At 72.7% G+C, this 23,869-nt stretch carries 19 protein-coding genes; 8 read left to right on the plus strand and 11 right to left on the minus strand.

The window, feature by feature from the left end; all coding sequences use genetic code 11:
- Positions 1-200 precede the first annotated feature (200 nt).
- Complete coding sequence (locus NBW76_RS13780; RefSeq protein ID WP_082481856.1) at positions 201-3,596, plus strand: S8 family serine peptidase; 3,396 nt, start codon at positions 201-203, stop codon at positions 3,594-3,596.
- Positions 3,597-3,599: 3 nt separating this feature from the next.
- Here the strand turns inward: NBW76_RS13780 and NBW76_RS13785 are convergent, their stop codons facing one another.
- From NBW76_RS13785 to NBW76_RS13810, 6 genes are all read right to left on the minus strand, one after another.
- The gene (locus NBW76_RS13785) at positions 3,600-4,004 is read right to left on the minus strand and encodes a hypothetical protein (protein WP_055966682.1); all 405 of its coding nucleotides are present in this window, start codon (positions 4,002-4,004) and stop codon (positions 3,600-3,602) included.
- On the minus strand, positions 4,001-4,756 hold the full coding sequence (locus NBW76_RS13790; protein WP_055966680.1) for a cyclase family protein: 756 nt from the start codon (positions 4,754-4,756) through the stop codon (positions 4,001-4,003). The genes NBW76_RS13785 and NBW76_RS13790 overlap by 4 nt, the downstream gene beginning before the upstream one ends.
- Positions 4,757-4,895: 139 nt before the next feature.
- Positions 4,896-7,823: a UPF0182 family protein gene (locus NBW76_RS13795; RefSeq protein ID WP_055966677.1), complete on the minus strand. Its 2,928-nt coding sequence runs from the start codon at positions 7,821-7,823 to the stop codon at positions 4,896-4,898.
- A 63-nt stretch (positions 7,824-7,886) separates the two neighbouring features.
- The gene (locus NBW76_RS13800; protein WP_200914528.1) at positions 7,887-8,450 is read right to left on the minus strand and encodes a PPA1309 family protein; all 564 of its coding nucleotides are present in this window, start codon (positions 8,448-8,450) and stop codon (positions 7,887-7,889) included.
- Complete coding sequence (locus tag NBW76_RS13805) at positions 8,441-9,562, minus strand: PDZ domain-containing protein (RefSeq protein WP_055966672.1); 1,122 nt, start codon at positions 9,560-9,562, stop codon at positions 8,441-8,443. The genes NBW76_RS13800 and NBW76_RS13805 overlap by 10 nt, the downstream gene beginning before the upstream one ends.
- A 55-nt stretch (positions 9,563-9,617) precedes the next feature.
- Positions 9,618-10,040, minus strand: a complete 423-nt coding sequence (locus NBW76_RS13810; protein ID WP_055966669.1) for a molybdenum cofactor biosynthesis protein MoaE — start codon at positions 10,038-10,040, stop codon at positions 9,618-9,620.
- A 108-nt stretch (positions 10,041-10,148) separates the two neighbouring features.
- On the opposite strand from NBW76_RS13810, the gene NBW76_RS13815 reads away from it, so the two are divergent.
- Positions 10,149-11,618, plus strand: a complete 1,470-nt coding sequence (locus NBW76_RS13815; RefSeq protein ID WP_056553745.1) for a zinc-dependent metalloprotease — start codon at positions 10,149-10,151, stop codon at positions 11,616-11,618.
- The gene (locus NBW76_RS13820; RefSeq protein ID WP_055966662.1) at positions 11,615-12,169 is read left to right on the plus strand and encodes an NUDIX hydrolase; all 555 of its coding nucleotides are present in this window, start codon (positions 11,615-11,617) and stop codon (positions 12,167-12,169) included. Before NBW76_RS13815 ends, NBW76_RS13820 begins: the two co-directional genes overlap by 4 nt.
- On the opposite strand, the gene NBW76_RS13825 is transcribed toward NBW76_RS13820, so the two are convergent.
- Positions 12,123-12,614, minus strand: coding sequence for a YgjP-like metallopeptidase domain-containing protein (locus tag NBW76_RS13825; protein WP_235492923.1), 492 nt, complete (start codon positions 12,612-12,614; stop codon positions 12,123-12,125). The genes NBW76_RS13820 and NBW76_RS13825 overlap by 47 nt on opposite strands.
- Positions 12,615-13,098: 484 nt before the next feature.
- On the opposite strand from NBW76_RS13825, the gene NBW76_RS13830 reads away from it, so the two are divergent.
- From NBW76_RS13830 to NBW76_RS13840, 3 genes are all read left to right on the plus strand, one after another.
- Positions 13,099-13,257 (plus strand): DUF5679 domain-containing protein, encoded by a 159-nt coding sequence (locus NBW76_RS13830; RefSeq protein WP_164468777.1) that lies wholly within the window; start codon positions 13,099-13,101, stop codon positions 13,255-13,257.
- Between the two features lie 81 nt (positions 13,258-13,338).
- Positions 13,339-14,139: a hypothetical protein gene (locus tag NBW76_RS13835; protein WP_055966649.1), complete on the plus strand. Its 801-nt coding sequence runs from the start codon at positions 13,339-13,341 to the stop codon at positions 14,137-14,139.
- Between the two features lie 24 nt (positions 14,140-14,163).
- Positions 14,164-15,552 carry an AarF/ABC1/UbiB kinase family protein gene (locus NBW76_RS13840; RefSeq protein WP_082480753.1) on the plus strand — a complete coding sequence of 463 codons (1,389 nt, stop codon included), beginning with the start codon at positions 14,164-14,166 and terminating at the stop codon, positions 15,550-15,552.
- A gap of 55 nt (positions 15,553-15,607) precedes the next feature.
- On the opposite strand, the gene NBW76_RS13845 is transcribed toward NBW76_RS13840, so the two are convergent.
- A complete protein-coding gene (locus NBW76_RS13845; protein WP_056554805.1) occupies positions 15,608-16,255 on the minus strand; it encodes a LysE/ArgO family amino acid transporter in 648 nt (215 codons plus the stop codon).
- Positions 16,256-16,325: 70 nt separating this feature from the next.
- Between NBW76_RS13845 and NBW76_RS13850 the strand changes: the two genes are divergently transcribed.
- On the plus strand, positions 16,326-17,204 hold the full coding sequence (locus tag NBW76_RS13850; protein WP_056553739.1) for a LysR family transcriptional regulator ArgP: 879 nt from the start codon (positions 16,326-16,328) through the stop codon (positions 17,202-17,204).
- Here the strand turns inward: NBW76_RS13850 and NBW76_RS13855 are convergent.
- Complete coding sequence (locus NBW76_RS13855; protein ID WP_056553736.1) at positions 17,201-19,243, minus strand: ATP-dependent DNA helicase UvrD2; 2,043 nt, start codon at positions 19,241-19,243, stop codon at positions 17,201-17,203. The two genes, NBW76_RS13850 and NBW76_RS13855, sit on opposite strands and share 4 nt — an antisense overlap.
- A gap of 173 nt (positions 19,244-19,416) precedes the next feature.
- Here NBW76_RS13855 and NBW76_RS13860 point away from each other — a divergent pair, with 173 nt between their 5' ends.
- Entirely contained in the window at positions 19,417-19,662 is a 246-nt protein-coding gene (locus NBW76_RS13860; protein WP_055966639.1) for a mycoredoxin, read from the plus strand.
- Between the two features lie 179 nt (positions 19,663-19,841).
- On the opposite strand, the gene nudC is transcribed toward NBW76_RS13860, so the two are convergent.
- Both nudC and NBW76_RS13870 read right to left on the minus strand, forming a co-directional pair.
- Positions 19,842-20,717 (minus strand): NAD(+) diphosphatase, encoded by an 876-nt coding sequence (gene nudC / locus NBW76_RS13865; protein WP_055966635.1) that lies wholly within the window; start codon positions 20,715-20,717, stop codon positions 19,842-19,844.
- 32 nt (positions 20,718-20,749) lie between these two features.
- On the minus strand, positions 20,750-23,869 hold the full coding sequence (locus NBW76_RS13870) for an ATP-dependent DNA helicase (protein WP_056554803.1): 3,120 nt from the start codon (positions 23,867-23,869) through the stop codon (positions 20,750-20,752).

Below are 23,869 nucleotides of genomic sequence, written 5' to 3' on the forward strand. Positions count from 1 at the left end.
GTCCACACGGGAGGGGCTTCGTGCCGCCTGCGGACCATGGTGACGATCCGGTGAAGTGGCGTTGCGAGCGCCAAGTGCCTCTGGCGCACCCGGCCGTCCGGGGTGAGACTGGGCAGGCACGTCGCGCCCCACGGGCAGACGTGCCTCGTCCCACGGGGGGACGCCGGGCCTCGGCCCGGATGTAGAGAGGACGCACCACCTTGCGCACACGTCGCACACCTCTGCTCCGAGCAGGAGCAGCATCCACCATCGCCCTCGCCCTCGCCGTCACCTCGGCGAGCACGGCGGGCGCCGCCACCGACGATCCACGGGCCAAGCTCGACAAGGCTCCCGAGCGGACCGTCCAGACCGACGAGGTGAAGGACGCTCCCGCGTCCGACAAGCTCGGCCAGGCCGATCGCGAGCTCCTCGCCGACGCCCGCAGCGACGGCGCGAAGCGCGTGACCGTCATGATCGCCACCGAGCGCAAGGCCACCAAGGCCGTGGTCGACTCGTTGGAGTCCGCCGGCGCCTGGGTCGGCCGGGTCGACGACAAGCTCGGCTACGTCCGGGCCAGCGTCCCCACCTCCCGCGTCGAGAAGGTCGCCGCGCTCTCCAAGGTCGACGCCGTCGACCTCGACGAGACCATCCCGATCGACGACCCGCAGCCCGGCAAGACCTCCACCGCCGGCTCCGCGCCGTCCACGGCGCCCGGCAAGGGCACCCCCGACGCCAACCCCTACATGCCCACCCGTGAGACCGGCACAGTCGACTTCAAGAAGAAGAACCCGAGGTACGACGGCCGCGGCGTCACGATCGGCATCATCGACTCCGGCGTAGACCTCGACCACCCGGCCCTGCAGAAGACGAGCACCGGCGACCGCAAGATCGTCGACTGGGTCACCGGCACCGACCCGGTGCTCGACAGCGACGGCACCTGGCGCCCCATGGTCACCGAGGTCAGCGCCGCTCCGACGTTCTCCTACGCGTCGGCCACCTGGACCGCGCCGCGCTCCGGCGACTTCCGCGTCAGCCGGTTCAGCGAGAGCATCACCGCCGGCAGCGAGCCGGGCGGCGACGTGAACCGCGACGGCGACACGACCGACCAGTTCGGCGTGCTCTACGACACCTCGACCAACGACATCTGGGTCGATGCGAACCAGGACCGCACCTTCACCGACGCCGAGAAGATGCGCCCCTACAAGGAGGCGTTCCAGGTCGGCCACTTCGGCACGGACACGAAGGGCACCGACGTCGTCGAGTCCATGCCGTTCGTCGTCGAGTTCCGCGAGGACGTGAGCCTCGCGCCGTACGGCCTGCCCGGCACGGCCGACTTCGTCAACATCGGCATCGTCGAGGACGCCCACGGCAGCCACGTGGCCGGCATCGCCGCCGCGAACTCGATGTTCGGCGGCGACATGGACGGTCAGGCCCCCGGCGCGAAGATCGTGTCGTCCCGTGCCTGCACGTGGGGTGGCGGCTGCACGTCCGCGGCCCTGCTCGACGGCATGGTCGACCTCGTCACCAACCGCGGCGTCGACGTGGTCAACATGTCCATCGGCGGGCTGCCGGCGCTCAACGACGCCAACAACGCCCGCGCGACGGTCTACGACCGGCTCATCGACGACTACGGCGTGCAGCTGTTCATCTCGGCCGGCAACAGCGGCCCGGGCCTCAACACGATCGGTGACCCGTCGGTCGCCGGCAAGGTCGTGAGCGTCGCCTCCTCGATCTCCAAGGAGACCTGGAAGTCCAACTACGGCTCGGTCGTCTCGGCGCCGCTGGCCCTGCACCCGTTCTCGTCGCGGGGACCGACGGAGTCCGGCGGCTTCAAGCCGAACATCTCCGCACCTGGCTCGGCGATCTCGACGGTGCCGCAGTGGCTCAAGCAGCCCGACCTCGCCGAGGCCGGCTACACGCTGCCCGTCGGGTACGCGATGTTCAACGGCACCTCGATGGCGTCGCCCCAGGCCGCCGGCGCCGCAGCCGTGCTCCTGTCGGGGACCTTCGCCAAGGAGATCCCCGTGACCCCGAAGCGTCTGCGCGACGCCCTGTACAGCGCGGCCAAGCCCTTCAAGGGTGAGTCCGTCGCCGGTCAGGGCACCGGCCAGCTCGACGTCGCGGGTGCCTGGAAGCTGCTGCAGAAGAAGGCGACCACGGCCGACTACACGACCGACGCACCGGTCTGCACCCCGCTGTCGGACTTCCTGGCCAAGCCGGGACGTGGCACGGGCGTCTACAACCGCTGCGCCGCGGGTGAGGGCGGACAGGTGCTGAAGAAGGCCAAGGCCTACAACGTGAAGGTCACCCGCACGTCGGGCACGGCCAAGTCGGTCAAGCACCGGGTGAGGGTCGTCGGCAACGACGGCACCTTCAAGGCGCCCAAGACGATCTCGCTCGCCAAGGGCAAGGCCGCCACGCTCAAGGTCACGGCCACCACGAAGAAGCAGGGTGCCCACGCGGCCATCGTCGAGATCGACGACCCGGCCACCCCGGTGGTCGACCACCGCGTGATGGTCACGGTCGTCCAGTCGTCGGCCCTGGCCAAGCCTGCGTTCTCCCAGGAGAGCCGCGGCACGGTCGAGCGGAACCGTTCCACGTCGTACTTCGTGACGGTCCCCGAGGGCTCGAAGGCCCTGCAGGTGAACCTGTCGGGCATCGCGACCCGCAGCCAGACGCGGTTCATCGCGATCAACCCGTACGGCGTGCCGGTCGACTCGACGGCGTCCACCGCCTGCTACACCAACTTCAGCGACGCCAAGGCCTGCAAGCCGACGTCGCGAAGCTACGCCGACCCGCTGCCGGGTGTGTGGGAGATCGAGGTGGAGTCGCGCCGCACGTCGCCGCTGCTCGAGAACCCGTTCACCCTGACGGCCGCGGCCCAGGGCATCACGGTCGAGCCGGCAACCCAGGACGTCGCTCCGGCGGCCGACGGTGGCCCGATCGACCTGGCCTGGACGCTGAAGAACGAGTTCGGCGCCGTGGCGGTCACCCCGCGCGGCGGCGACCTGGGCAGCGCCCTGTCGGAGCGCAAGAGCATCGACGACGGTGACCAGCAGTCGTACGAGGTCGAGGTGCCCGAGGGTGCCTCGAGCCTGACGGCGACGATCGGCAGCACGTCCGACGCCGGTGCCGACCTCGACCTGACGGTCCTCGGACCCGACGGCTCGCAGGCCGGTCAGTCCGCCGACGGCGACTCCGAGGAGTCGGTGACCCTCGAGGCGCCCGACGCCGGCACCTACACCGTCGTGGTCGACGGCTACGCGGTGCCGACCGGCACCACGGAGTACGACTACCTCGACGTGTTCTACTCCGGCGGCCTCGGCACGCTCGACGTCGACGGTGGCGAGCTCCAGCTGGCTCGCGGTGCCACCGCGGAGGTGACGGGGTCGCTGACCGCGACCGCGGAGCCCACGAACGGGCGTGTCCTGTTCGGCGAGATGCAGGTCGTCTCGTCCGAGGGCGCGGTGCTCGGCAGCGGGTCGGTGCGGGTCACCGGCTCGGAGCCCGAGCCGACACCGTCACCGACGCCGTCCGCCACGGGCTCGACCGCTCCGGCGGCACCGGCGACGGCGCAGCCGCTGAAGCCCAGCCCGGGCACGGCCGAGCAGGAGTAGCGCTCAGCCCCGCTCGACCTCGACGACGACGAGCACCGGTCCCTGCTGGCAGGTGGTGGTCGCGTCGGGGTCGGGCCGGCCCTTCACGGTGACGCGGTCGCCGGCCTCCAGGCCGGCGACCGCACCCGTGAGCACCCAGGTCCGTCCGGGAGCGGCCAGCGTGAGGCACCGGTCCTCGGGGGACCGCTCGACGACGCCGGTGACGCGCTGGCTGCCACCCGGCGGCTTCGCCGTGAGCGTCGGGTCCTCGGGGATCGGCGTGGTGGGACCCCTCTTCCCGGGAGTCGTCTCCTCGGGGACCGGGTCGTCGGGGTCGGGATCGGTCATGGAGCATCCCGCCGGGACGAGGACGATCCCGAGCACGCCGACCGCCAGCCCGGCGCGGGCGAGCCACCCGTCGATCGTCACGGTCTCGCTCTCGGCACCAGCGCGAAGACTCGAGCCGGGAAGCCCGAGCCGCCCTGCGGCTTGGGCCACGCCGCCACGACGAGCGCACCGGCCGGCGGAACCTGGTCGAGGTGCGCCATGAGCTCGATCTGCCAGCGGTCCTGCTGCAGCAGGTACAGCTCGAGGCCGTAGTCACCGGCCGACGTGGAGCTGCCCGGGTCGGTGTCGGTGGTCTCGTGGCCGACGGCGGCCACCCCCACCCGTTCGACCAGGTGCTCGAGCACCTCGCGCGACCATCCCGGGTAGTGCGCCACGCCCTCCTCGTCGCGGTTGGCCATCGCGTCGTCGTCGGGCCACCGGCGGTGCCAGTCGGTCCGCAGGGCCACGAACGAGCCCTCCGGGACCGGGCCGTGCGCGTCCTCCCAGGCCTCGACGTCCTCGAGCCTCACGACGGTGTCGGGGTCGTCCACGACCCGCTCGGAGACGTCGATGACGACGAGCGGCAGGATCATCTGCTCGACGCCGATGAGGTCCAGCGTCCGCGCACCGTCGACAAAGTGCGAGGGCGGGTCCACGTGGGTGCCCCACTGCCCCACCAGCTCGTAGCGGTGCACGGCGAACCCGTCCCGCTCGACCTCGAAGACCTGGCTCCGCTGCTCGTCGGGGAAGACCGGGAAGTGCGGCTGGCCAGGATGGAAGGCGTGGGTCAGGTCGACGGACGCGCACTCCTCGCGCAGCCGGGCGTGCAGGTCCCACCACGGATACCGACTCATCGGTCCAGCCTCGCACGACAGTTCCCTCGGTGCCAGGCGCGAGGGCGGTCGGCTCGGGCTGCCGTCGACCACACCGACGCACCCCCCACGCACGGGACGACCCCGGGCCCCGCACGGCGGGCCCGGGGTCGTCTCGTCGTCACTCCTGGTTGCCGAGCGCGTCCTGCGCGTCCTGCACCGCAGCGTTCATCTGGTCGATGCGGCGCTGGTACTCGGCGAGGTCGCCCTCCTCCAGAGCCGTCTGGGCGGCCGAGTAGGCGGCCGAGGCGTCCTCGAGGTACTCCTGCGTGGTCTTGCCCTCCGTGGCCGGGGCGTCGCCGCCCCCGCCACCGGCGCCACCGCCGGCCTCCTCCTCGTCCGGGTCGGGCACCGAGCCCGCCTCGAGACCGAGGGCCACCCTGAGCGCCTCGTCGAGGTTCTGGCCGAAGCCGACCTCCTCGCCGAAGGACGCCGCCACGAACTGCAGCACCGGGTAGGTGCCCTCGCTCGCCTGGCGCCGGATGTAGACCGGCTGGACGTAGAGCATCGCGTCGCCGACCGGCAGCGTGAGCAGGTTGCCGTTCAGGACCGTCGCGTCGGACTGGCGGAACTGCAGCAGCGCCTGCGTCACGCCACGGTCGGAGCTGAACTGGTTGGCGATCTGGCTCGGGCCCGGCACCTGCGTGTCGGACGGTAGCTGCAGGATCTGCATCGTGCCGTAGTCGTCGCTGGTCGCCTCGGAGTTGACCGACATGAACGCCGCCAGGTTCTGCCTGCTGTTGGGCAGGTAGACGCTCGTCAACGAGAACGCGGGGTCCTCCGTGCCGGGGCGCGTCGTGGTGAGGAAGTACGGCGGCTGCTGCGCGCGCGTCTGGCCCGACGGCGTGGCCGGGTCCTCCGGCACGCGCCAGCGCTCGCCGTCCTCGTAGAAGGTCTGCGCGTCGGTCACGTGGTAGCGCTCGAGCACGTTGCGCTGGACCTTGAACAGGTCCACCGGGTAGCGCAGGTGCTCCAGCAGGCCCTCGCTGATCTCGGACTTCGGCTCCACGACACCGGGGAAGACCTTCATCCAGGTCTTGAGCACCGGGTCCTTCGCGTCCCACTGGTACAGCTTCACGGAGCCGTCGTAGGCGTCGACGACGGCCTTCACGGAGTTGCGCATGTAGTTCACGTTGTCCGTCGGCAGCGCCGCCTGCGCCGACCCCTGCGTGAGGGTGTCGTCGGTGGCCGTCCGCAGCGAGCGCCGCTCGCTGTAGGGGTAGCTGTTGCTCGTCGTGTAGGCGTCGACGATCCACACCACGCGGCCGTCGACGACGGCCGGGTAGGTGTCGCCGTCGACCGTCAGCCACGGCGCGACCTTCTCGACCCGGTCACGCGGGTGACGGTCGTAGAGGATCTTGGAGTTCTCGTTGACGCGGTTCGACAGCACGATGTTCGGCTCGGCGAACTTGAACGCGTACAGCGCCTTGCGGAACAGGTTGCCGACCGGCACGCCACCCTCGCCGTCGTACGTGTTCTGCGTGGCGTTCTCGGCTCCGTCGTCCTCGCCGGCCCCACCGCCGCGCGGGATGTCGACCTCGATCGGGTCGGCACCGTCAGGTCGTCCGACGATGGAGTACGACGGCGAGTTCTCGCCGAAGTAGATGCGCGGCGGCACCTCGGTCTCGATCTCGCCGACCGGCGGGATGTCCTTCTGCACCCACACGGGCTCGCCCTGCGCGCCACGCTGGTTGCCGCGCGCGGCGATGATGCCGTAGCCGTGGGTGTAGACCGTGTGGTCGTTGGCCCAGTTGCGCTGGGAGTCCTGCAGACCGTTCAGGAACAGCTCGCGGGCCGCGATGATGACGTCCTGCGGCGTTTCGTCGTCACCCAGCTTGTAGCGGTCGACGTCGAGCGTCTCGGGGACGGTGTAGTAGCCGCGCACCTGCTGCAGCTGCTCGAACGCCGGCGAGATGAGCGTCGGGTCGAGCAGTCGCGTGCTCACCCGCGACTCGGCCGAGGCGTTCAGCTCCTGCGGGGTGAGCGTCGTGGTGGCCGTGTAGTCCTCGGTCTCCACGTCGGCGATGTCGTAGGCCTCGCGGGTCGCCTCGATGTTGCGGGCGATGTACGGGCCCTCCTTGTCCGGCTCGGACGGGCGGACCTGGAAGGACTGCATGACGTAGGGCCACACGCCGCCGATGAGCACCGACGTGAGCAGCAGCAGACCCAGACCGACGCCCGGCAGCACCCAGGACTTGACGAAGGCCGCGGCGAAGAACAGCAGCGCGCACACGATCGCGACGCCGATGAGGATGTTGGCCGCCGGGATTCGCGCGTTCGCGTCGGTGAAGCCGATGCCGCTGAACAACCCGGAGTCGCCGACCGCGAGGTTGTAGCGGCCGAGCCAGTAGCCGAACGCGCGCAGCAGCACGCCGAAGCCGACGAGCACCGCCACGTGGACCTGCGCGGCACGGCTGAACTTCGGACCACGACCGGCGAACCGGATCCCGCCGAAGACGTAGTGCACGAACACCGTGACGAGCACGGCCACGACCACGAGCGCGAACAGGAAGGAGGACAGGAAGTTGAACCACGGCAGGTCGAAGACGAAGAAGCCGATGTCCTTGCCGAAGTGCGCGTCCTTCTCGCCGAAGGCCGTCCCGTGCCGCCACATCTGGAACGTCTCCCACCGCGACGAGGCCACCGACCCGGCGAACACGGTGAGCACGAGCGCCAGCACCACGAGGGCGGCGCGCTTCACCGGGTTGAGGGTCTGCTGGTACCGGAAGGCCGGGTCGTCACGGCGCATCGGGACCGAGTCCGGGCGCAGCCGGTACGCCAGCCAGGCGTTGGCCGCGACGACGAGCCCGAAGAACAGGCCGAACACCGCGAAGAGGCCGACGCGGTTGAGGATGATCGTGGTGAATACCCGCGAGTAGTCGACGGACGCGAACCAGAGCCGGTCGGTCCAGACCGTGGTGAAGATCGAGCCGAGGAAGAGCAGCGCGGCCAGGGTGACCAGGGTCGGCACCAGGACCTTGCGGCGTCGGTCCACGCCGCCGGGCGTCGGCTCGGGTCTCGGGCGGGGTGTTCCGAAGATGTCGCTCACGGGGCTCCAGGTCTGGGGTCCGGGGGTGGGGAAGGCGGTTCGGGGGTGGGCTCAGAGCCTACGTCAGGCACTCGCATCCAGGGTCCGGCGCAGTGCGTGCACCAGGCCCGGCACGAGGTCGGGCCCCTCGAGCAGCGGGGCGTCGTCGGGGGTGCGAGCACGCACCGCGCTGTGCCCACCTCCCTCACGGTCGACGGCCGCCACGAGCCGGACGTCCTTGCGCTCGGGATGCTGCGCCACCGCCTCGACCAGGGCGTCGGGGTCGTCGGGCAGGTCGGCCTCGGCCTCCGGGGGCAGCATGATCCGTTCGACGACGACGGCACAGCCGTCGACGGCGTCGGGCCACTCGATGCCCTCGAGCACGTCCTCGAGGGGACGACCGTCCTGCGGGAGCTCCTGCTCGATGGTCGTGAAGCCGTCGGGCGCGTCGCGCAGTGACACGGCGAGCTGCTCGGCCAGACCCGGCTCGGCCTCGACGAGGGCCGCCGTGCGCACGAGGGCGTACATGCGCGCGGGCTGGTCCCAGCCGTCCACGGCCACGTGTGCCTCGACCTCGAGGGCCACGAGGCGCAGCGGGGTCGAGGGCAGGGGCTCACCGGACGACTCCGGCGGTGGGGTCATCGACATGAGGCCACCTTCGCATCGGGATCCTCGGCGAGGGCCTCCAGGTCGGCGACGGCCTCCTTGAACGACGAGACCGAGACCAGGCGCAGGCCGTGGTCGGACCCGCGCGTCGCCTCCTCGCAGTTGCTCTTCGGCACCAGGAAGATCGTGGCGCCGGCCGCGGCCGCTCCGGCGATCTTCTGCTGCACTCCCCCGATCGGCCCGACCGTGCCGTCCGGGCTGAGGGTCCCGGTCCCGGCGATCGTGCGCCCGCCGGTGAGGGAGCCGGGGGTGAGCTGGTCGTAGATGGCGAGCGCGAACATCGTGCCGGCGCTCGGGCCGCCCACCTCGTCGCCGACGTTGTTCGAGACGTCGATCGGGAAGTCGTAGCGCGTGCCGAGGCTGACGCCGATGCGCGGGATCGCGGGATCCTTCGGGTCGGGGCGCGTGGCGAGGTCGAGGGTCCGCTCCTTGCCGTCCCTGACCACGTCCAGACGCACCGTCTCGCCGGGCTCGACCCGACCGACGGCCTCCACGACGGCCGTGGACGTCGGCGTCTCGCGGCCGTCGACGGCCGTGATCTCGTCCTCGCTCTCGAGGACACCGGCGGCCGCGCCGTCGTCGGCGACGTCGACGACCGCAGGCTCCTCGCCCACGGTGTAGCCGGCGGCGCGCAGGGCGACCACGAGCGAGCTGTCCTTCGAGCTCGTCAGCTGGGCCTGGCCCTCGCTGCGGGAGGCCTCGTCCGACTCACCGTCGGGGTAGACCACGTCGCGCGGGACGACCGCGATGTCGGGCTTGACGTACGCGCTGACGACGTCGCCGAGCGTGAGCCGGCTGTCGGCGCGGGTGACCGAGACGGTGGTGAAGTCGAGCGACCCGTCGACGGGATAGGTCTTGACGCCCTTGCCGAAGGTGAACATCTTCTCCCCGCCGATCTCGCCGAACGTGTCGAAGGCGGGACCGGGACGCAGCGTCACGTAGGGGGCCGGCAACAGGAAGGCCACGCAGGTGAGCGCCACGAGGCTGACGCCGGCGACCAGCATCGTCGCGTAGCGACGGCCGAGGCGGTGCGCGGCATCCTGCTCGGGGTCGGCGCCGGGCGCCGCGTCGTCGGGTCTCACGTCCTCGGCCACGGCCCCACCCTAGGGTTCAGCGGCAAGCGCAGCAGATCGAGACGGGCCGCGACGATCAACAGGCCCCGACCCACGTGGCGTCGCCCGCGCCGAAGGTCTGGTGCTTCCACACCGGGACCTCGGCCTTGAGCTCGTCGATGAGTCGGCGCCCGGCGGCGAACGCCTCTGCCCGGTGCCCGGCCGAGACCGCCACCACGACGGCCAGGTCCCCGATGGCGAGGTCGCCCACCCGGTGCACGGCGGCCACCGCGACGACGTCCTCCTCGTGCGCGACGCGCTCCGCGACCTCGCGCAGCTGCTGCACGGCGCTCGGGTGCGCGGAGTACTGGAGGGCTGCCACGTCGCGACCGTCGTCGTGGTCGCGGACCGTGCCCACGAACAGCGCCACCCCGCCCGCGGCGGGATCGCGCACCGCCTCGAACACCTCGTCGAGGCTCAAGGCGGTGTCGCGGACGTCGACGAGGCGGACCGAGCTCATGGACCCACGGTAGTGCGGTCCGCCCGAGCACGCCGACGGCCCCGGACCTCGAGACCACACCGCTGCGCGAGACGTCGAGGACGTGGGCCCTCTCGATACCCTGGCGTCATGGCCGACCATCCTGACGACCGCGACGACGCCGACGAGGACCCGCGGGACCCCCAGCCCGACAGCACGCCCGACGGCACGCCTGGCGGGGCGTCCAGGCAGCCCCGCTTCGGCCCGGAGCCCACCGGCTCCGGCTCTCCTGATCCCGGTCCTGCCGGCCAGAACCCCTTCGCCGGAACCCCGCTCGAGCAGATCTTCGGTGCCCTCGGCGGATCGATGGGCGGTGCTCCGGGTGCGGGCGGCCCGGCGGCCGGCTTCGGCGGCCAGACCCCGGACCTGAGCGCGCTCTTCGGCCAGATGCAGCAGATGTTCAGCGGAGCGGGATCGGACGGGTCCGTCGACTTCGGCACCGCCCGCGACGTGGCGCGCAAGGCCGTGGCCGCCGCCGGCCCCGACCCGGCCCCGCACGGGGGCCAGGTGGGCGCCGTCGCCGACGCGGTGCGCCTGGCCGAGTCCTGGCTCGACCGCGTCACCGACGTCCCCGCCGCCGCCACCTCGTCCGCCGCCTGGAGCCGCGCGGAGTGGATCGAGGCCACCGGCACGTCGTGGCGTCGCCTCGTCGAGCCGATCGCCGACAACGTCGTCGGCGCGATCGGTCAGGCCATCCCCGAGGAGGCCCGCGCGATGGCCGGACCCCTCATCGGCATCCTCAACCAGGCCGGCAGCGCCATGTTCGCCCAGCAGATCGGCCAGGGGCTCGCCGGACTCGCCACCGAGGTCCTGTCGTCCACCGACATCGGTCTGCCGATGGGCCCCCGCGGCGTGGCGGCCGTGCTGCCGCACAACGTGGCGGCCTTCGGCGAGGGCCTGGAGCACTCCCCGGCCGACGTGCTGCTCCACGTCACCCTCCGTGAGTGCGCGCACCACCGTCTGTTCGCCCACGCACCGTGGCTCGAGCAGGCCCTGGTCGGCGCGATCGACGAGTTCGGCAGCGGCACCCGGATCGACGTCGAGGCCATCGAGGCTCAGGTGCGCGAGATCGATCCCACCCGGCCCGAGGCGATCGCCGAGGCCATGCAGGGTGGGCTGTTCGAGCCCAAGCGCACGCCCGGCCAGCAGCACGCCGTCGATCGGCTCGAGACCTTGCTGGCCTTCGTCGAGGGCTGGGTCGACGAGGTCGTCGCGCAGGCCGCCGCCGACATGCCGTCGGCCCCGGCCCTCGCCGAGGCCGTCCGACGTCGTCGCGCCACCGGCGGGCCGGCCGAGCAGACCTTCGCCTCCCTGGTGGGGCTCGAGCTCCGCCCCCGGCGACTGCGCGACGCGGCCAACCTCTGGGCCGCCGTCCGCGACCGTCAGGGACCGGCGGCTCGCGACGCGGCCTGGACCCACCCCGACCTCATGCCCACGGCGGCCGACCTCGACGACCCGCTGGGCTTCGCCAGCGGCGAGACGGCCGACGACGGCTTCGACGCGGCGCTCGACGAGCTGCTGTCGCAGGAGCCCGACTCCTCGCCCGACGACGAGCGGTGAGCCTGCACACCAGTGCCGTCCACACCCTCGAGGCGTGGACGGCGCCCGACGGCGACCAGGAGGCGCTCCGCCTGCGGTACCTGGAGCACCTGGCGACAGCACCCGACGGCATGCTGCGCTCGTGCCGCCCCGACCATGTGACCGTGAGCGCCCTGGTGATCACGGCCGACGCCGAGCGCGTGCTGCTCGTGCGGCACGCCAAGGCCGGGTTGTGGCTGCAGACCGGCGGTCACTGCGAGCCGGAGGACGTCGACGTCGTCGGTGCCGGCGCTCGTGAGGCACTCGAGGAGACCGGCATCGAGGGGCTGCGGCTGGATCCCGTCCCGCTCAGGCTGTCGCGCCACGCCGTGCCGTTCTGCTCCCCCGGCGGACACCACCTCGACGTGCAGCTGCTCGCCGTGGCGCCGGTCGGGGCCGAGCCCGTGGTGGCCGAGGGCGAGGACCCGGTGCGCTGGTTCGGCGTGGACGAGGCCGTGGAGCCGACCGACGCCGACACGCTCGCCCTCATCGCTGCTGCCAGGACACGCCTTCGAGGAACCCCTCGGCCTTGACCGCGTGGGGGTAGCCCTCGAGGAGCGCCCAGAACCGCCGTGAGTGGTTGGCCTCCACGAGGTGCGCGAGCTCGTGCAGGACCACGTGGTCGACGACGTAGTCGGGCATGTCCCGGACCCGGTGGGAGATGCGGATGGCCCCGGTGGACGCAGTGCACGAGCCCCAGCGCGTGCTCTGGTTCGTGACCCACCGCACCGACGTGGGTCGGGCACGGCCCTCCAGGTACCGCTCGGAGAGCTCGAGCGCCCGCGCCATGAGGGCGGCGTCGCTGCGCGGTGACCGCTCGGCTCGGGCGTCGAGGCGCGCGACGAGACGGGCCACCTCCTCGCGCTCCTGCTCGGGGGTGAGGTGCGCCGGCACGAGCACGATCGTCCGGTCGCCGTCGCGGTACGCCTGGATGGTCCGCCGACGTCGCGCACTGCGCCTGATCTCCACCTCGCCCACGTCGAGCACGGTAGGGCACGACTCCACGGACGAGGATCTTTCCGTCCACAGGACCCCGGCCGCTCGCGTGGGACTCCGCGCAGGTCAGAGGGCTGGGCCGGCGGCTCGCCACCGGTACGTGCACCGTCCGACGGCGGTCTGTCCACCGGCCGTCCACACCCCTCTCCGGCGATCCCCACACGTTCCCCACAACCTTGTCCACAGGAGTGGACAACCAGTTCCGCAGATCGGTTGACGCCGACTCCCCCGACCCCTACGTTGTCCCTCAGCCGGGCTCCCGAACACGGTCCGCAGGGGAAGGCAGACCCCCTCGGGAGCCCGGCTGCTCCATGTCCGCCTCCGCCCCCCGCGAGCCCGGTTCGAAACCCGCCCCGGCGCCACCGTCCAGGCCCGCCGGGGACTCGCCCTGGCTGCGACCCGAGGCTCCCGGACCTAGTGGCCGCTAGAGTGCGTGTGACGAGCACCACACCCACGGGAGGCAGCCATGTCGGAGACCTGGAGCGGCGAGTTCTACTGCGTCAAGTGCAAGGACAAGCGCGAGGCCACGGGCGACGTCGTCGTCAGCGAGAAGGGCACCCGGATGGCGAAGGGCACCTGCCCGGAGTGCGGCACCAAGCTGAACCGCATCCTCGGCAAGGCCTGAGCCGAACCCTGCGCCGGCTCGGCCGCGTCCGCTGTGGACGTCGGCCTCGTCAGGTCCGGGTGCGCTCGGCAGGCTGGGGCCATGCAGCTGCGGCCCGTCCTGCCTCCCGGTGGCGACGTCGTCCGTCGGGACGCCCGCACCCTCGTGGTCGGTGGGCGGCCGGGTGTCCTGGTTCCCGACCGGCCCGGACTCGTGCAGCTGCTGCGCCTGCTCGACGGGCGCGGGCTCGACGCGCTCGCCCGCCTGGCGTCGGAACGGGTGCCCGAGCTCGTCGACGACGTGACCGCCGTGGTCAACGAGCTCGTGGCGCGAGGAGCACTCGACCCGCACCCGCCCACTGCTCCCCCGGCACTCACGCTGCGCGTGCAGGCCTGGGGCGGCAGCCAGAGGGCGGCGGCTCTCGTCCGGACCGCCCTCGACGACCTCGGACTGCGCCCCGACCCGTCCGACGCGTCGGCGCTCCTCGTGCTGGTGGCGGCGGGCGAGCCGCCGCGCGGCTGGGTGGCGCGCGCCGTCGAGACCGGCGTGCCGGTCCTCCCGCTCGTGCTCGGTGACGACTGGGGGCGCCTGGGTCCGCTCACGCTCGCCGGTCGCACACCGTGCCTCGGCTGCCACGACGCGGCGCGTGCCGCGTGGGACCCGGCGTGGCGTGCCACGCTCCCCCAGCTCGGCCGGCCCCTCGTCCCGGCTCCACCACCTCGTCCGGCCACGAGCCTGGTGCTCCGGGCCGCCGCACTCGCGGCCGAGCAGACCCTCGCGTGGGCCGAGCGCCGCCGGCCCGAGACGGTGGGAGCGGTGCTGCACCTCGGTGGCAGGCGGCTCGAGCACGAAGCCGTCCTCGTCCACGAGGGCTGCACGAGCCTCCTGCACCGGGCCGAGTGAGGACGATCGACCTATCCTGAGGTCGTGACCCATGACGAGGACGAGGTCGAGCCCACCGACGGTGGTTCGAGCCGACGCTCGCGCTCGTCACTGCCTGTCGGTGCCTTCACGCGTGGGGCCAGGCTCGCGGCCCTCCCCGTGGGCTTCGCGGGGCGGACGGCCCTCGGCGTCGGACGTCGCATCGGCGGTGCTCCCGCCGACGCCGTGGTCACCGAGGTGCAGCGCCGCACCGCTGAGCAGGTGTTCACCGTGCTCGGTCAGCTCAAGGGCGGGGCGATGAAGGTCGGCCAGGCCATGAGCATCTTCGAGGCCGCCCTCCCCGAGGAGATCGCCGCGCCCTACCGCGAGACCCTCACCAAGCTCCAGGACGCCGCGCCGCCGATGCCCGTGGCCGTCGTGCACCGCCAGCTCGTCGCCGAGCTGGGCGAGGACTGGCGGGAGCGGCTCGTGGAGATCGGTGACCAGCCGGCCGCGGCCGCGTCCATCGGCCAGGTGCACCGCGGGCGCTGGCACGACGGCCGCGAGGTCGCCGTCAAGATCCAGTACCCGGGTGCGGCGAAGGCACTGCGGTCGGACCTGCGCCAGCTCTCGAGGATCTCGCGGCTCCTCGGTGTCCTCGCACCGGGCATCGACGTCAAGGCCCTCCTCGCCGAGCTGGAGGAGCGGGTGGTCGAGGAGCTCGACTACCGGCTCGAGGCCACGGCGCAGCAGCGCTTCCACGAGGAGTACCGCGACGACCCCGACCTCATGGTCCCGGCCGTCGTCGACGGCACCGAGCGCGTGCTCGTGAGCGAGTGGATGGAGAGCACGAGCTCGCTCGCCGAGCTGATCCGCTCCGGCAGCCAGGCCGACCGCGACCTCTACGGTTCGCGGTACGTGCGGTTCCTGCTCGCGAGCCCCGATCGCGTGGGCATGCTGCACGCCGATCCGCACCCCGGCAACTTCCGGATCCTGCCCGACGGGCGCCTGGGGATCGTCGACTTCGGTGCGGTCGCCCACCTCCCCGACGGGCTCCCCCGCGCCCTGGGACCGCTGCTCACGGCCGCCGTCTCCGGTGATGCCGAGGCGGTGACCGACGGTCTGCGCGGCGAGGGATTCCTGCGGCCCGGCACGAAGATCGACCCCGAGGTGATGGCCGCCTACGTCGCGCCGTTCGTCGAGCCCGCCGTGGCCGAGGAGTTCACCTTCTCGCGGGCCTGGCTGCGCGACCAGGCCACCCGGGTGGGTCTCGGCGGCGAGGGCATGTCGACGTCGCTGAAGATCAACCTGCCGCCGGAGTACCTGCTGATCCACCGGGTGTGGATCGGCGGCGTCGGCGTGCTCTGCCAGCTCGGTGCCACCGCCCCGTTCCGCTCGATCCTGGAGGAGTCCGTCCCGGGGTTCGTCCCCTCCTCGTGGGCACCGCCCGAGTGACCGGGCCCGGTCGACCCGGCTCGGCCCCACCGCCCTGAGGGATCCGTTCGACCCCTCAGCCTCCGACGACCAGCGTGACGGCCAGCACGAGCATCAGGCAGGCGATCACCCCGTCGAGGATCCGCCAGGCCCTCGCGTCCCGCAGCCATCGGCCGAGGTGCCGCGCCCCGTACCCGAGGCCACCGAACCAGAGCACGCTCGCCGTCATCGCGCCGACCGCGAACCAGAGGCGGCTCCCCCCGTGGGAGGCGGCCACCGAGCCGAGGAGCACCACCGTGTCGAGGTAGACGTGCGGGTTCAGCCACGTCAGCGCGAGGGCGGTCGCCGCCACGCGGGCGGCGGAGGAGCGGACCTTCAGCACCCCGGGGGCCCGGTCGGCGTCCGAGGACGCCGCTCCCGCGCCGACCTCGAGCGCCTCGCCGCTCGAGGACAGGGCCCGCCGTGCCGCGAGGACCGCGTACCCCGCCAGGAAGGCCGCGCCACCCCACCGCGCTGCGTCGACGAACCACGGCACGGCGTCGACCACGCGACCGAGGCCGGTCACGCCGACGCCGATGAGCACGAGGTCGGAGAGCGCGCACACGGCCACCACGAGGCCCACGTGCTCGCGGCGCAGGCCCTGGCGCAGCACGAACGCGTTCTGTGCGCCGATGGCCACGATGAGCGCGAGCCCGGTGCCGAGTCCCGCGAGAAGGCTGGTCATGACGTCCACGCTAGGGAGGATCGATCCTCAGGTACAGCGAAGAATCCTGCAGTGTCATTAGACTTGCTTCATGTGGACCGACCCCGTGGCCGCCCGGACCGTGGCGGCGGTCGTCGACGCCGGGACCTTCGACGCCGCGGCGCGTCAGCTGCACGTGACCCCGTCGGCGGTGAGCCAGCGGGTCAAGGCGCTCGAGCAGGCGCTCGGGCAGAGGCTGCTCGTCCGTAGCACTCCCGTCAGGGCGACCGATGCCGGCGAGGCCGTCCTGCGGTACGCCCGTCGTGTCGCCCTGCTGGACCAGGACGTCGCGACCGAGCTCGGTCTGACCGGCCCACGTCGACCGCACCTGGCGGTGGCCGTCAACGCCGACTCGCTGGCCACCTGGTTCCTCGACGCCCTGGCCGCGTTCACCGCCTCGCACGACGTGGAGGTCGAGCTGCACCGCGAGGACCAGAGCCGGACCGCCGGGATGCTCGAGGACGGCACGGTCGTCGCGGCGATCACCGCGCAGAGCGACCCCGTTCCCGGGTGCCGCGTCGAACCGCTCGGTGCGATCGAGTACCGCGCCATGGCCGCGCCGTCGTGGGTCCGACGCTGGGCGCCGGACGGCGTCGACACCGCGGCCCTCCGGCAGGCCCCGCGCGTCGACTACGACCGCACCGACACGCTCCAGCGGGACTGGCTCACCACGCGTGACGTCGATGCCGATGCCACGCCGCGCCACCTGGTCCCCTCGTCGCACGACTTCACCCGCGCGGTCGCGCTCGGCCTCGGCTGGGGCCTGGTACCGCGACAGCACGCGCGGGAGCACCCTCTCCTGGTGGACCTGGGCGGTCCGACGATGCGCACCGTCCTGTGGTGGCAACGGTGGCGCACACCCTCGGCACTGCTCGACGGGCTCACCGACGCCGTGGTGGGGACCGCTCGCTCGACCCTCGCGCGCGGCTAGTCCGACGCGCTGAGCACCGCCAGCACGCCCTCGCCGTAGCGCTCGCGCTTGGTCTGGCCGATGCCGGGGATGCCCACGAGTCCGCGCTCGTCGCGCGGGCGCAGCTCCACCAGCGCGAGCAGCGTGGCGTCGGTGAACACGACGTAGGCCGGCACCTTGGCCTCGGCCGCCTGCTCGCTCCGCCACTGCTTGAGCCGGTCGAACAGGGCGCGGTCGGCCGGGTCGAGCGCCTCGAGCTCGGTGTTGGTGCGCTTCTTGGGGCGTGGGCCCACCGTGCCGCCGCGGGACGGGTGGTCCGGCGGCAGCAGAGGATCGAGGAAGCGGGTGGGCTTGCGGCCCTGACGTCCGCCGGGCTTGCGGGCCCGCGACCAGGAGATCGTCAGGTGGCGGCGTGCGCGGGTGACGCCGACGTAGAACAGTCGGCGCTCCTCGGCCACCCCCTCGGGCGTGTCGGCGTGGACGATCGGGAGCATGCCCTCGTGCATGCCGACGCAGAACACGGCATCCCACTCCAGGCCCTTCGCGGCGTGGAGGGTGGCCAGCGTGACGCCCTCGGCCGTGGGTGCGTGCGACGCCTGGGCACGTCGTTCGAGGTCGGCCAGGAGATCGGCCAACGTGGCGTCACCGCGGGCCTCGGCGAGGTCGTCGGCCATGGTGACGAGCGCATGCAGCGACTCCCACCGGTCGCGGGTGGCGCCGCTGCCGGACGGAGCCGTCTCGGTGTGGCCCATGCTCGCCAGCACCGCGCGCACCTCGTGGCCGAGACGTCCGTGGTCCGGTGACCCGGCATCGGTGGTGGCGTCGGTGCCGTCGTCGCCGGCTCGCGCCGCACCGCGCAGCAGCGTGACCGCCTGACGGACCTCGGCACGCTGGAAGTACCCCTCGACCCCGCGCAGGGTGACGGGGATGTCGCGCTCGCCGAAGGCCTCCTCGAACGCCTCGGACTGCGCGTTGATGCGGAACAGCACCGCCATCTCGCGGTACGGCACGCCCGAGCGGTGAAGACGCACGATCTCGTCGGCCACCGACGCGGCCTCGCTCGGCTCGTCGTTGTGGCCGAGGTAGCGGACGGGCTCCGCTGGCGCGGCCTGCGACTGCAGCGGTCGGCCGTGCGCCTCGCCCGCGGCCCCCTGGAACACCGCGTTCGCGACGGCCACCACCTGCGGCGTGGAGCGGTAGTTGCGCACCAGCTGGATCCGCTCGGCGTCGGGGTAGCGCTGCGCGAAGTCCCCGAGGATGCGCGGCGAGGCGCCGGCGAACGTGTAGATCGTCTGCCGCGGGTCACCCACGACGCACACGTCGTCGCGGCCACCGAGCCACAGGTCGAGCAGCGTGGACTGCAGCGGGTTGACGTCCTGGTACTCGTCGACCACGAACCAGCGGTACTGCCGTCGGACCTGGGCGGCGATGCGCTCGTCGTCGGCGAGGATCGCCGCGGTGATGAGCAGGATGTCCTCGAAGTCGATGCGCCCCCGCTCGCGCTTGACGTCCTCGTAGGCGCTCATGACGGCCGCGACGCGGGTGGGGTCGAGGTCGGCGACCTCGCGACCCCGGCGTCGTGCGACGTCGGGGTAGTCGGTGCCACGGACGTTGCTGACCTTGGCCCACTCCACCTCGGCGGCGAGGTCGCGGATGACGGCGTTGTCGGGGCGCCGGATGCCTTCGCGGTTGGCGGCCTCGGCGACCAGACCGAACTTGGAGGCGACGATCTCGGGGAGCTCGGTGCCGTAGACCTGCGGCCAGAAGTAGCGCGCCTGGCGCAGCGCGGCCGAGTGGAAGGTGCGCGCCTGCACCCCCGGCGCCTGAAGCTGCGCGAGGCGACCCCGCATCTCGCCGGCGGCGCGGGTCGTGAAGGTCAGGGCCAGCACCTCGGTGGGCACGTACAGGCCCGTGGCCACGCCGTAGGCGATGCGGTGGGTGATGGCCCGGGTCTTGCCCGTGCCGGCACCGGCCACGATGCAGACCGGCCCCCGCAGCGCGGTGGCGGCGGCCCGCTGCTCGGGGTCGAGGTTCTCCAGGAGGTCCTCGGGGGTGGGCAACGCACGCTCCTGCGGGTCGGTCGATGGTCGGTTCGGTGTGGTCGAGCTGGTGACGTCGAGCGGGTCGCTCGCGGGAGCCGGCGACCGCGCTCGCCACAGTGGGGAGGTGGAATGTCGCGGGGCGCGAGATCGTTGACTCGACAGGACCACCCTAGACGTCACAGGAGACAACGATGACCGGCGACTTCACCCTCTACTCGACCCCGTGGTGCGGCTACTGCCACCGCCTCAAGTCGCAGCTGCAGCGCGAGGGCATCACCAACTTCGCCGAGGTCGACATCGAGGCCCAGCCCGAGGCCGCAGCGGTGGTCGAGAAGGCCAACAACGGCAACCAGACCGTGCCCACGCTGGTCTTCGCCGACGGCACCGCCCTGACCAACCCCTCCGTCGCCCAGGTCAAGGCCCAGCTCGGCGTCTGAACCACCCCTGACTGCTCCTCGAAGCTCGAGCGGGCCACGAACGGACCCCACGGTGCGCGGCAGCGCGACGAGCAGGGCCGCGCGTCAGCGCGGGGAGCGATGGTGGCGACACCCGCGAGCCCTGCGAGCGGAGTCGCGACCGTCGCGTGCCGTTGCCGGCCGCGTGGGGTGTCGGCCGGTCAGAACCAGGCAGCCGGCAACGGCCCCTGGTACCACGTCTCGATGAGCCAGCTCGAGATCGAGACGCCGCTCGGAGGCAGCAGCAGCGTGCCGGCCTCACCCTGGGCGCGCAGCTCCTCGCGCGTGACCCACTGCGCCGCGCCGAGCTCCACACCGTCGACCTCGATGTCCGTGGTGACGGCCTTGGCGAAGAACCCGAGCATCAGGCTCGCGGGGAACGGCCACGGCTGGCTCCCGCCGTAGGCGACCTCGCCGACGACCACGCCGGCCTCCTCGTGGACCTCGCGCCGCACGGCGTCCTCGAGGCTCTCCCCCGGCTCCACGAAGCCCGCCAGCGTGGACCATCGCCCCTCGGGCCACGTCGCCTGGTGGCCGAGGAGGGCCCGGTCCCGGTCGTCGGTCACCAGCATGATCACGGCGGGATCCGTGCGCGGGAAGTGGTTCGTCCCGCACTGGGTGCAGTGCCGCAGGTGGCCCGCGGCCTGGACCTGCGTGGCCCCGCCACAACGGGGGCAGAAGGGGGTGGCCGCCAGCCACCGGGCCATGCCCACCGCGTGCACGGCCACCGACAGCTCGTCGGCGCCCAGCAGCGGCGCCAGCACCCGGACGCTGACCGGCACCAGGTCGGCGGGGACCCGGTCGACCACGACGGCTGCGCGGCGGACGCCGTCCTGCTCACCCAGGAAGATCCACGTGCCGTCGGGCGCCTCGTCGCGCGGGAGCCACCGCAGTGCGGGCCCGTCGACGGTGGCCACGTGCTCGCCGCCGAGCACCAGGACCTCGACGTCGGGGCCGTCCCACGCGTCGTGGGCACGTAGGTGGCCGGCACGGTCGTGGCGGGCGCGGTCGAAGGCGAACGGTGCGGGATCACTCACCCCGACAGCCTAGGTGGGGTCGGCTCGGCGGCTCACACGCCAGGCGCGAGGAGCGTCTCGAGCGCAGCGCGGTCGAGCAGCTCCTCGGGCGCGAACCGCACGACCTCACCGAGTCGCACGTAGTAGAACGCCCCGGACACGCGCGCCGGGTCGACGTCGTGCAGCTCGGCCCACGCCAACCGGTAGAGGCTGAGCTGGAGCGGGTCGGCGTCGGCCCGCCGGTTGGTCTTCCAGTCCACGACCTCGAAGCCGGGGCCCTCGGGGGTCGACGTCGAGAACACCGCGTCGATCCGCCCCACCACCTGCTGACCGCCGAGCAGCAACGAGAAGGGCGCCTCGACCGTGTGCGGCGTGCGCTGGCCGAACGGTCCGGCCTCGAACAACGCGATGACCTCGTCGAGCTCGGCGTCGTCGCTGATCTCGACGTCGCCCTGTCCGGGCAGGTCGGCGGGGTCGAGCAGCGGCTGCTGGCCGTAGTGGGCCTCGATCCACGCGTGGAACCGGGTGCCGAAGCGTGCGGCGGCCGAAGGCCGTCGAGGCATGGGCCGTGCGAGCGAGCGCGCGAACGCCGACTCGTCGTCGGCCAGGGCCAGCACGGCGGTGGCCGAGAGCGTGGGCGGCAGTGGCACCGGCCGCTCCGCCGACGCGGCCGCGTCGGCCTCGGCCAGGAGCAGGTCGATCTCCTGGGACAGCTCGGCCACCCGATCGCCCGGGACGGGGAGCTCGGCCGTCGGCTCGGCGGACGAGGCCAGCACCACCTCCACCTCGCGGGCCAGCGCGCGACGGCCGTCGACCGGTGGCGGCTCCACCGGCCAGGCGATGCCGTCGGACAGCACGAGGTGGGGGTTGGTCTCGTCGTCGGGGGGCGGATCGGCCCAGACCAGCGGCTCGACCCCGAGGCCGGCCAGGTGGTCGCGGGTGCGCACCAGGAAGTCCGACGGTCCGCGCGGCTTCTTCTGCGTGCGCCCCCACCAGTGACCGCTCACGACGACCCGCTGCTTGGCGCGCGTGTACGCCACGTAGCCCAGCCGGAGCTCCTCCCCGAGGGAGTCGGCCTTGCGTCGCGCATCGAACTCCTTGCCCGCGGCCGGGGTCCACTCCGCCAGCGGAGCGAGCGAGCCTGCGTCGCCGCGCAGCGGGTACGGCAGGACCGAGCCGTTGGTCAGCCAGCTGGACCGACCCCGTCCCGAGGGGAACACCCCGTCGCTCACGAGCGGCACGAACACCGCACCCCACTCCAGGCCCTTCGCCCGGTGGATCGTGAGCAGCTTGACGGAGTCGGACTCCGAGGGGGTCGTGACGTCCATGCCCTCGTTGAACTCGTTCTCGGCCTGGAGGTAGGCCACGAGTCCGGTCAGCGACGCGTAGCGGTCGCTCGCGGCGTAGTCGGCCACCGCGTCGAGGAAGGTGGCCAGGTTGTCGGAGGCACCCTCGACCTCTCCCGCCTCGAGCTCGATGTCGAGGTCGAGGGCACGCACGGCTCGGCGTGCCAGGTCGAGCAGCGGCTCCCCGACGTGGGACCTGACCCGGTGGACCACGCGCGCGAGGTCGGCGAACCGGTGGCGCGCACGCGGGTCGTACGGCAGGTCGCCCGGGTCGTCGAGGGCCTCGGCCAGCGCGACCACCTCGGTGGGGTCGGTGCCCTCGACCGCCCGGGCGAGCTCCTGCGCGAGGGTGCTGTCGTCGTCGCGACCCAGGGTGCGCCCGCTCAGCGAGGCGGCACGACGGCCGAGCAGCGCGAGGTCGCGCGGGCCGATGTTCCAGCGCGGCCCGGTGAGCAGGCGCAGCAGGGCCGGGTTGGCGGTGACGTCGTCGACGACCTCCAGCAGCGACAGCACGTCGAGCACCTCGGGCTGGGCCAGCAGGCCGGAGAGGCCCACGATCTCGAACGGGACGTGCGCGTCGCGCAGCGCCTTGACGATCTCGCCGTTCTCGCGGCCGACGCGGACCAGGACCGCGATGTCGCTCCAGGCCCGGCCACCCTCGTGCTCGGCGACGATCTCGGTGACCATGGCGGCGATCTCGTCGTCGACGGTGCGGTGCAGCGCGACGTCGACCCGACCGGTCGTCGTCGCGGCCGACGTGAGCGGCTGGACGACCGACGACGTGGCGTAGAAGGGGGCGGCGAGGTGGTTCGCCGCGTCGATCACCTCCGGCGGGCAGCGTCGGGTCTCGACGAGGGAGAACTGCCGTCCTCGCGACCCGTCGGCCGCCGGGAAGTCGTCGAGGAACTCCTCGAGGTTGCCGGCCGCAGCACCCCGCCAGCCGTAGATGCCCTGCGCGGGATCGCCCACGGCGGTGACGGGCAGGCCCGCGAAGAGCGCCGTGAGCAGGTCGCGCTGCGCGACCGAGGTGTCCTGGTACTCGTCGAGCAGCACGACGTCGTAGCGCTCGCGCAGCGCCTGGCCCACCTCGGGCAGCGCGGCCAGCTGCGCGCCCCAGGCCATCTGGTCGGAGAAGTCCATGACCCCGTCGTCGGCCTTGGCGGACCGGTACGCCTCGACCAGGAGGCTCAGCTCGGTGCGCTTCTGCGCCGCCACGGCCGCGTCGCGGAGCAGGGCCGGCTTGCCGACGGCGTCGTACTCGGCGATGACGGACGCGTCGTGGTCGCGCAGCTCGGCCGGATCCACGAGGTGCTCCGAGAGCTGGGCGTCGAGGGACATGACGTCCTGGACGAGCGTGGGCAGGTGCGTGCTCACCCTCTGGAGCGGTCGGTCGTAGGTGCTGACCACGCGTGCCGCCCGCTGGAAGCGCGAGGCGTCGGTGACGACCCGCAGGTCGGGCTCGACGCCCAGGCGGAGGCCGTGCTCGGCGATGAGGGAGCCGGCGAAGGCGTGGTAGGTCGACGCGGTGGCGTCGGCCCAGGGCTGCTGCGGGTCGTGCGGCAGGTGCTCCAGGTCGGCCCGGATGCGCTGCCCCAGCTCTGCGGCCGCCTTGTTGGTGAAGGTGAGCCCGAGGATCCGCTCGGGCGCGATGCCGACGTGACCCACGAGCCACAGCACGCGCGCCGCCATGACGGTGGTCTTGCCCGAGCCGGCGCCGGCGATGATCGCGCCCGGGCGGTCGAGCCCGGCGGTGATGGCGTCGGCCTGGGGCTGCGAGAACGGGATGCCGGTGAGCTCGCGCAGGTGGTCGATGTCGCGGACGAGCAT

This window comes from Aeromicrobium sp. Leaf245 (assembly GCF_942548115.1).
Taxonomy (GTDB): Bacteria; Actinomycetota; Actinomycetes; order Propionibacteriales; family Nocardioidaceae; genus Aeromicrobium.

Bases quoted from the DNA above. Each gene is read 5' to 3' on its own strand.
- NBW76_RS13830 (WP_164468777.1), top strand. From the start codon at position 13,099: ATGTCGGAGACCTGGAGCGGCGAGTTCTACTGCGTCAAGTGCAAGGAC.
- NBW76_RS13845 (WP_056554805.1), bottom strand. From the start codon at position 16,255: ATGACCAGCCTTCTCGCGGGACTCGGCACCGGGCTCGCGCTCATCGTG.
- NBW76_RS13850 (WP_056553739.1), top strand. From the start codon at position 16,326: ATGTGGACCGACCCCGTGGCCGCCCGGACCGTGGCGGCGGTCGTCGAC.
- NBW76_RS13860 (WP_055966639.1), top strand. From the start codon at position 19,417: ATGACCGGCGACTTCACCCTCTACTCGACCCCGTGGTGCGGCTACTGC.
- NBW76_RS13810 (WP_055966669.1), bottom strand. From the start codon at position 10,040: ATGAGCTCGGTCCGCCTCGTCGACGTCCGCGACACCGCCTTGAGCCTC.
- NBW76_RS13835 (WP_055966649.1), top strand. From the start codon at position 13,339: ATGCAGCTGCGGCCCGTCCTGCCTCCCGGTGGCGACGTCGTCCGTCGG.
- NBW76_RS13815 (WP_056553745.1), top strand. From the start codon at position 10,149: ATGGCCGACCATCCTGACGACCGCGACGACGCCGACGAGGACCCGCGG.
- NBW76_RS13790 (WP_055966680.1), bottom strand. From the start codon at position 4,756: ATGAGTCGGTATCCGTGGTGGGACCTGCACGCCCGGCTGCGCGAGGAG.
- NBW76_RS13870 (WP_056554803.1), bottom strand. From the start codon at position 23,869: ATGCTCGTCCGCGACATCGACCACCTGCGCGAGCTCACCGGCATCCCG.
- NBW76_RS13800 (WP_200914528.1), bottom strand. From the start codon at position 8,450: ATGTCGATGACCCCACCGCCGGAGTCGTCCGGTGAGCCCCTGCCCTCG.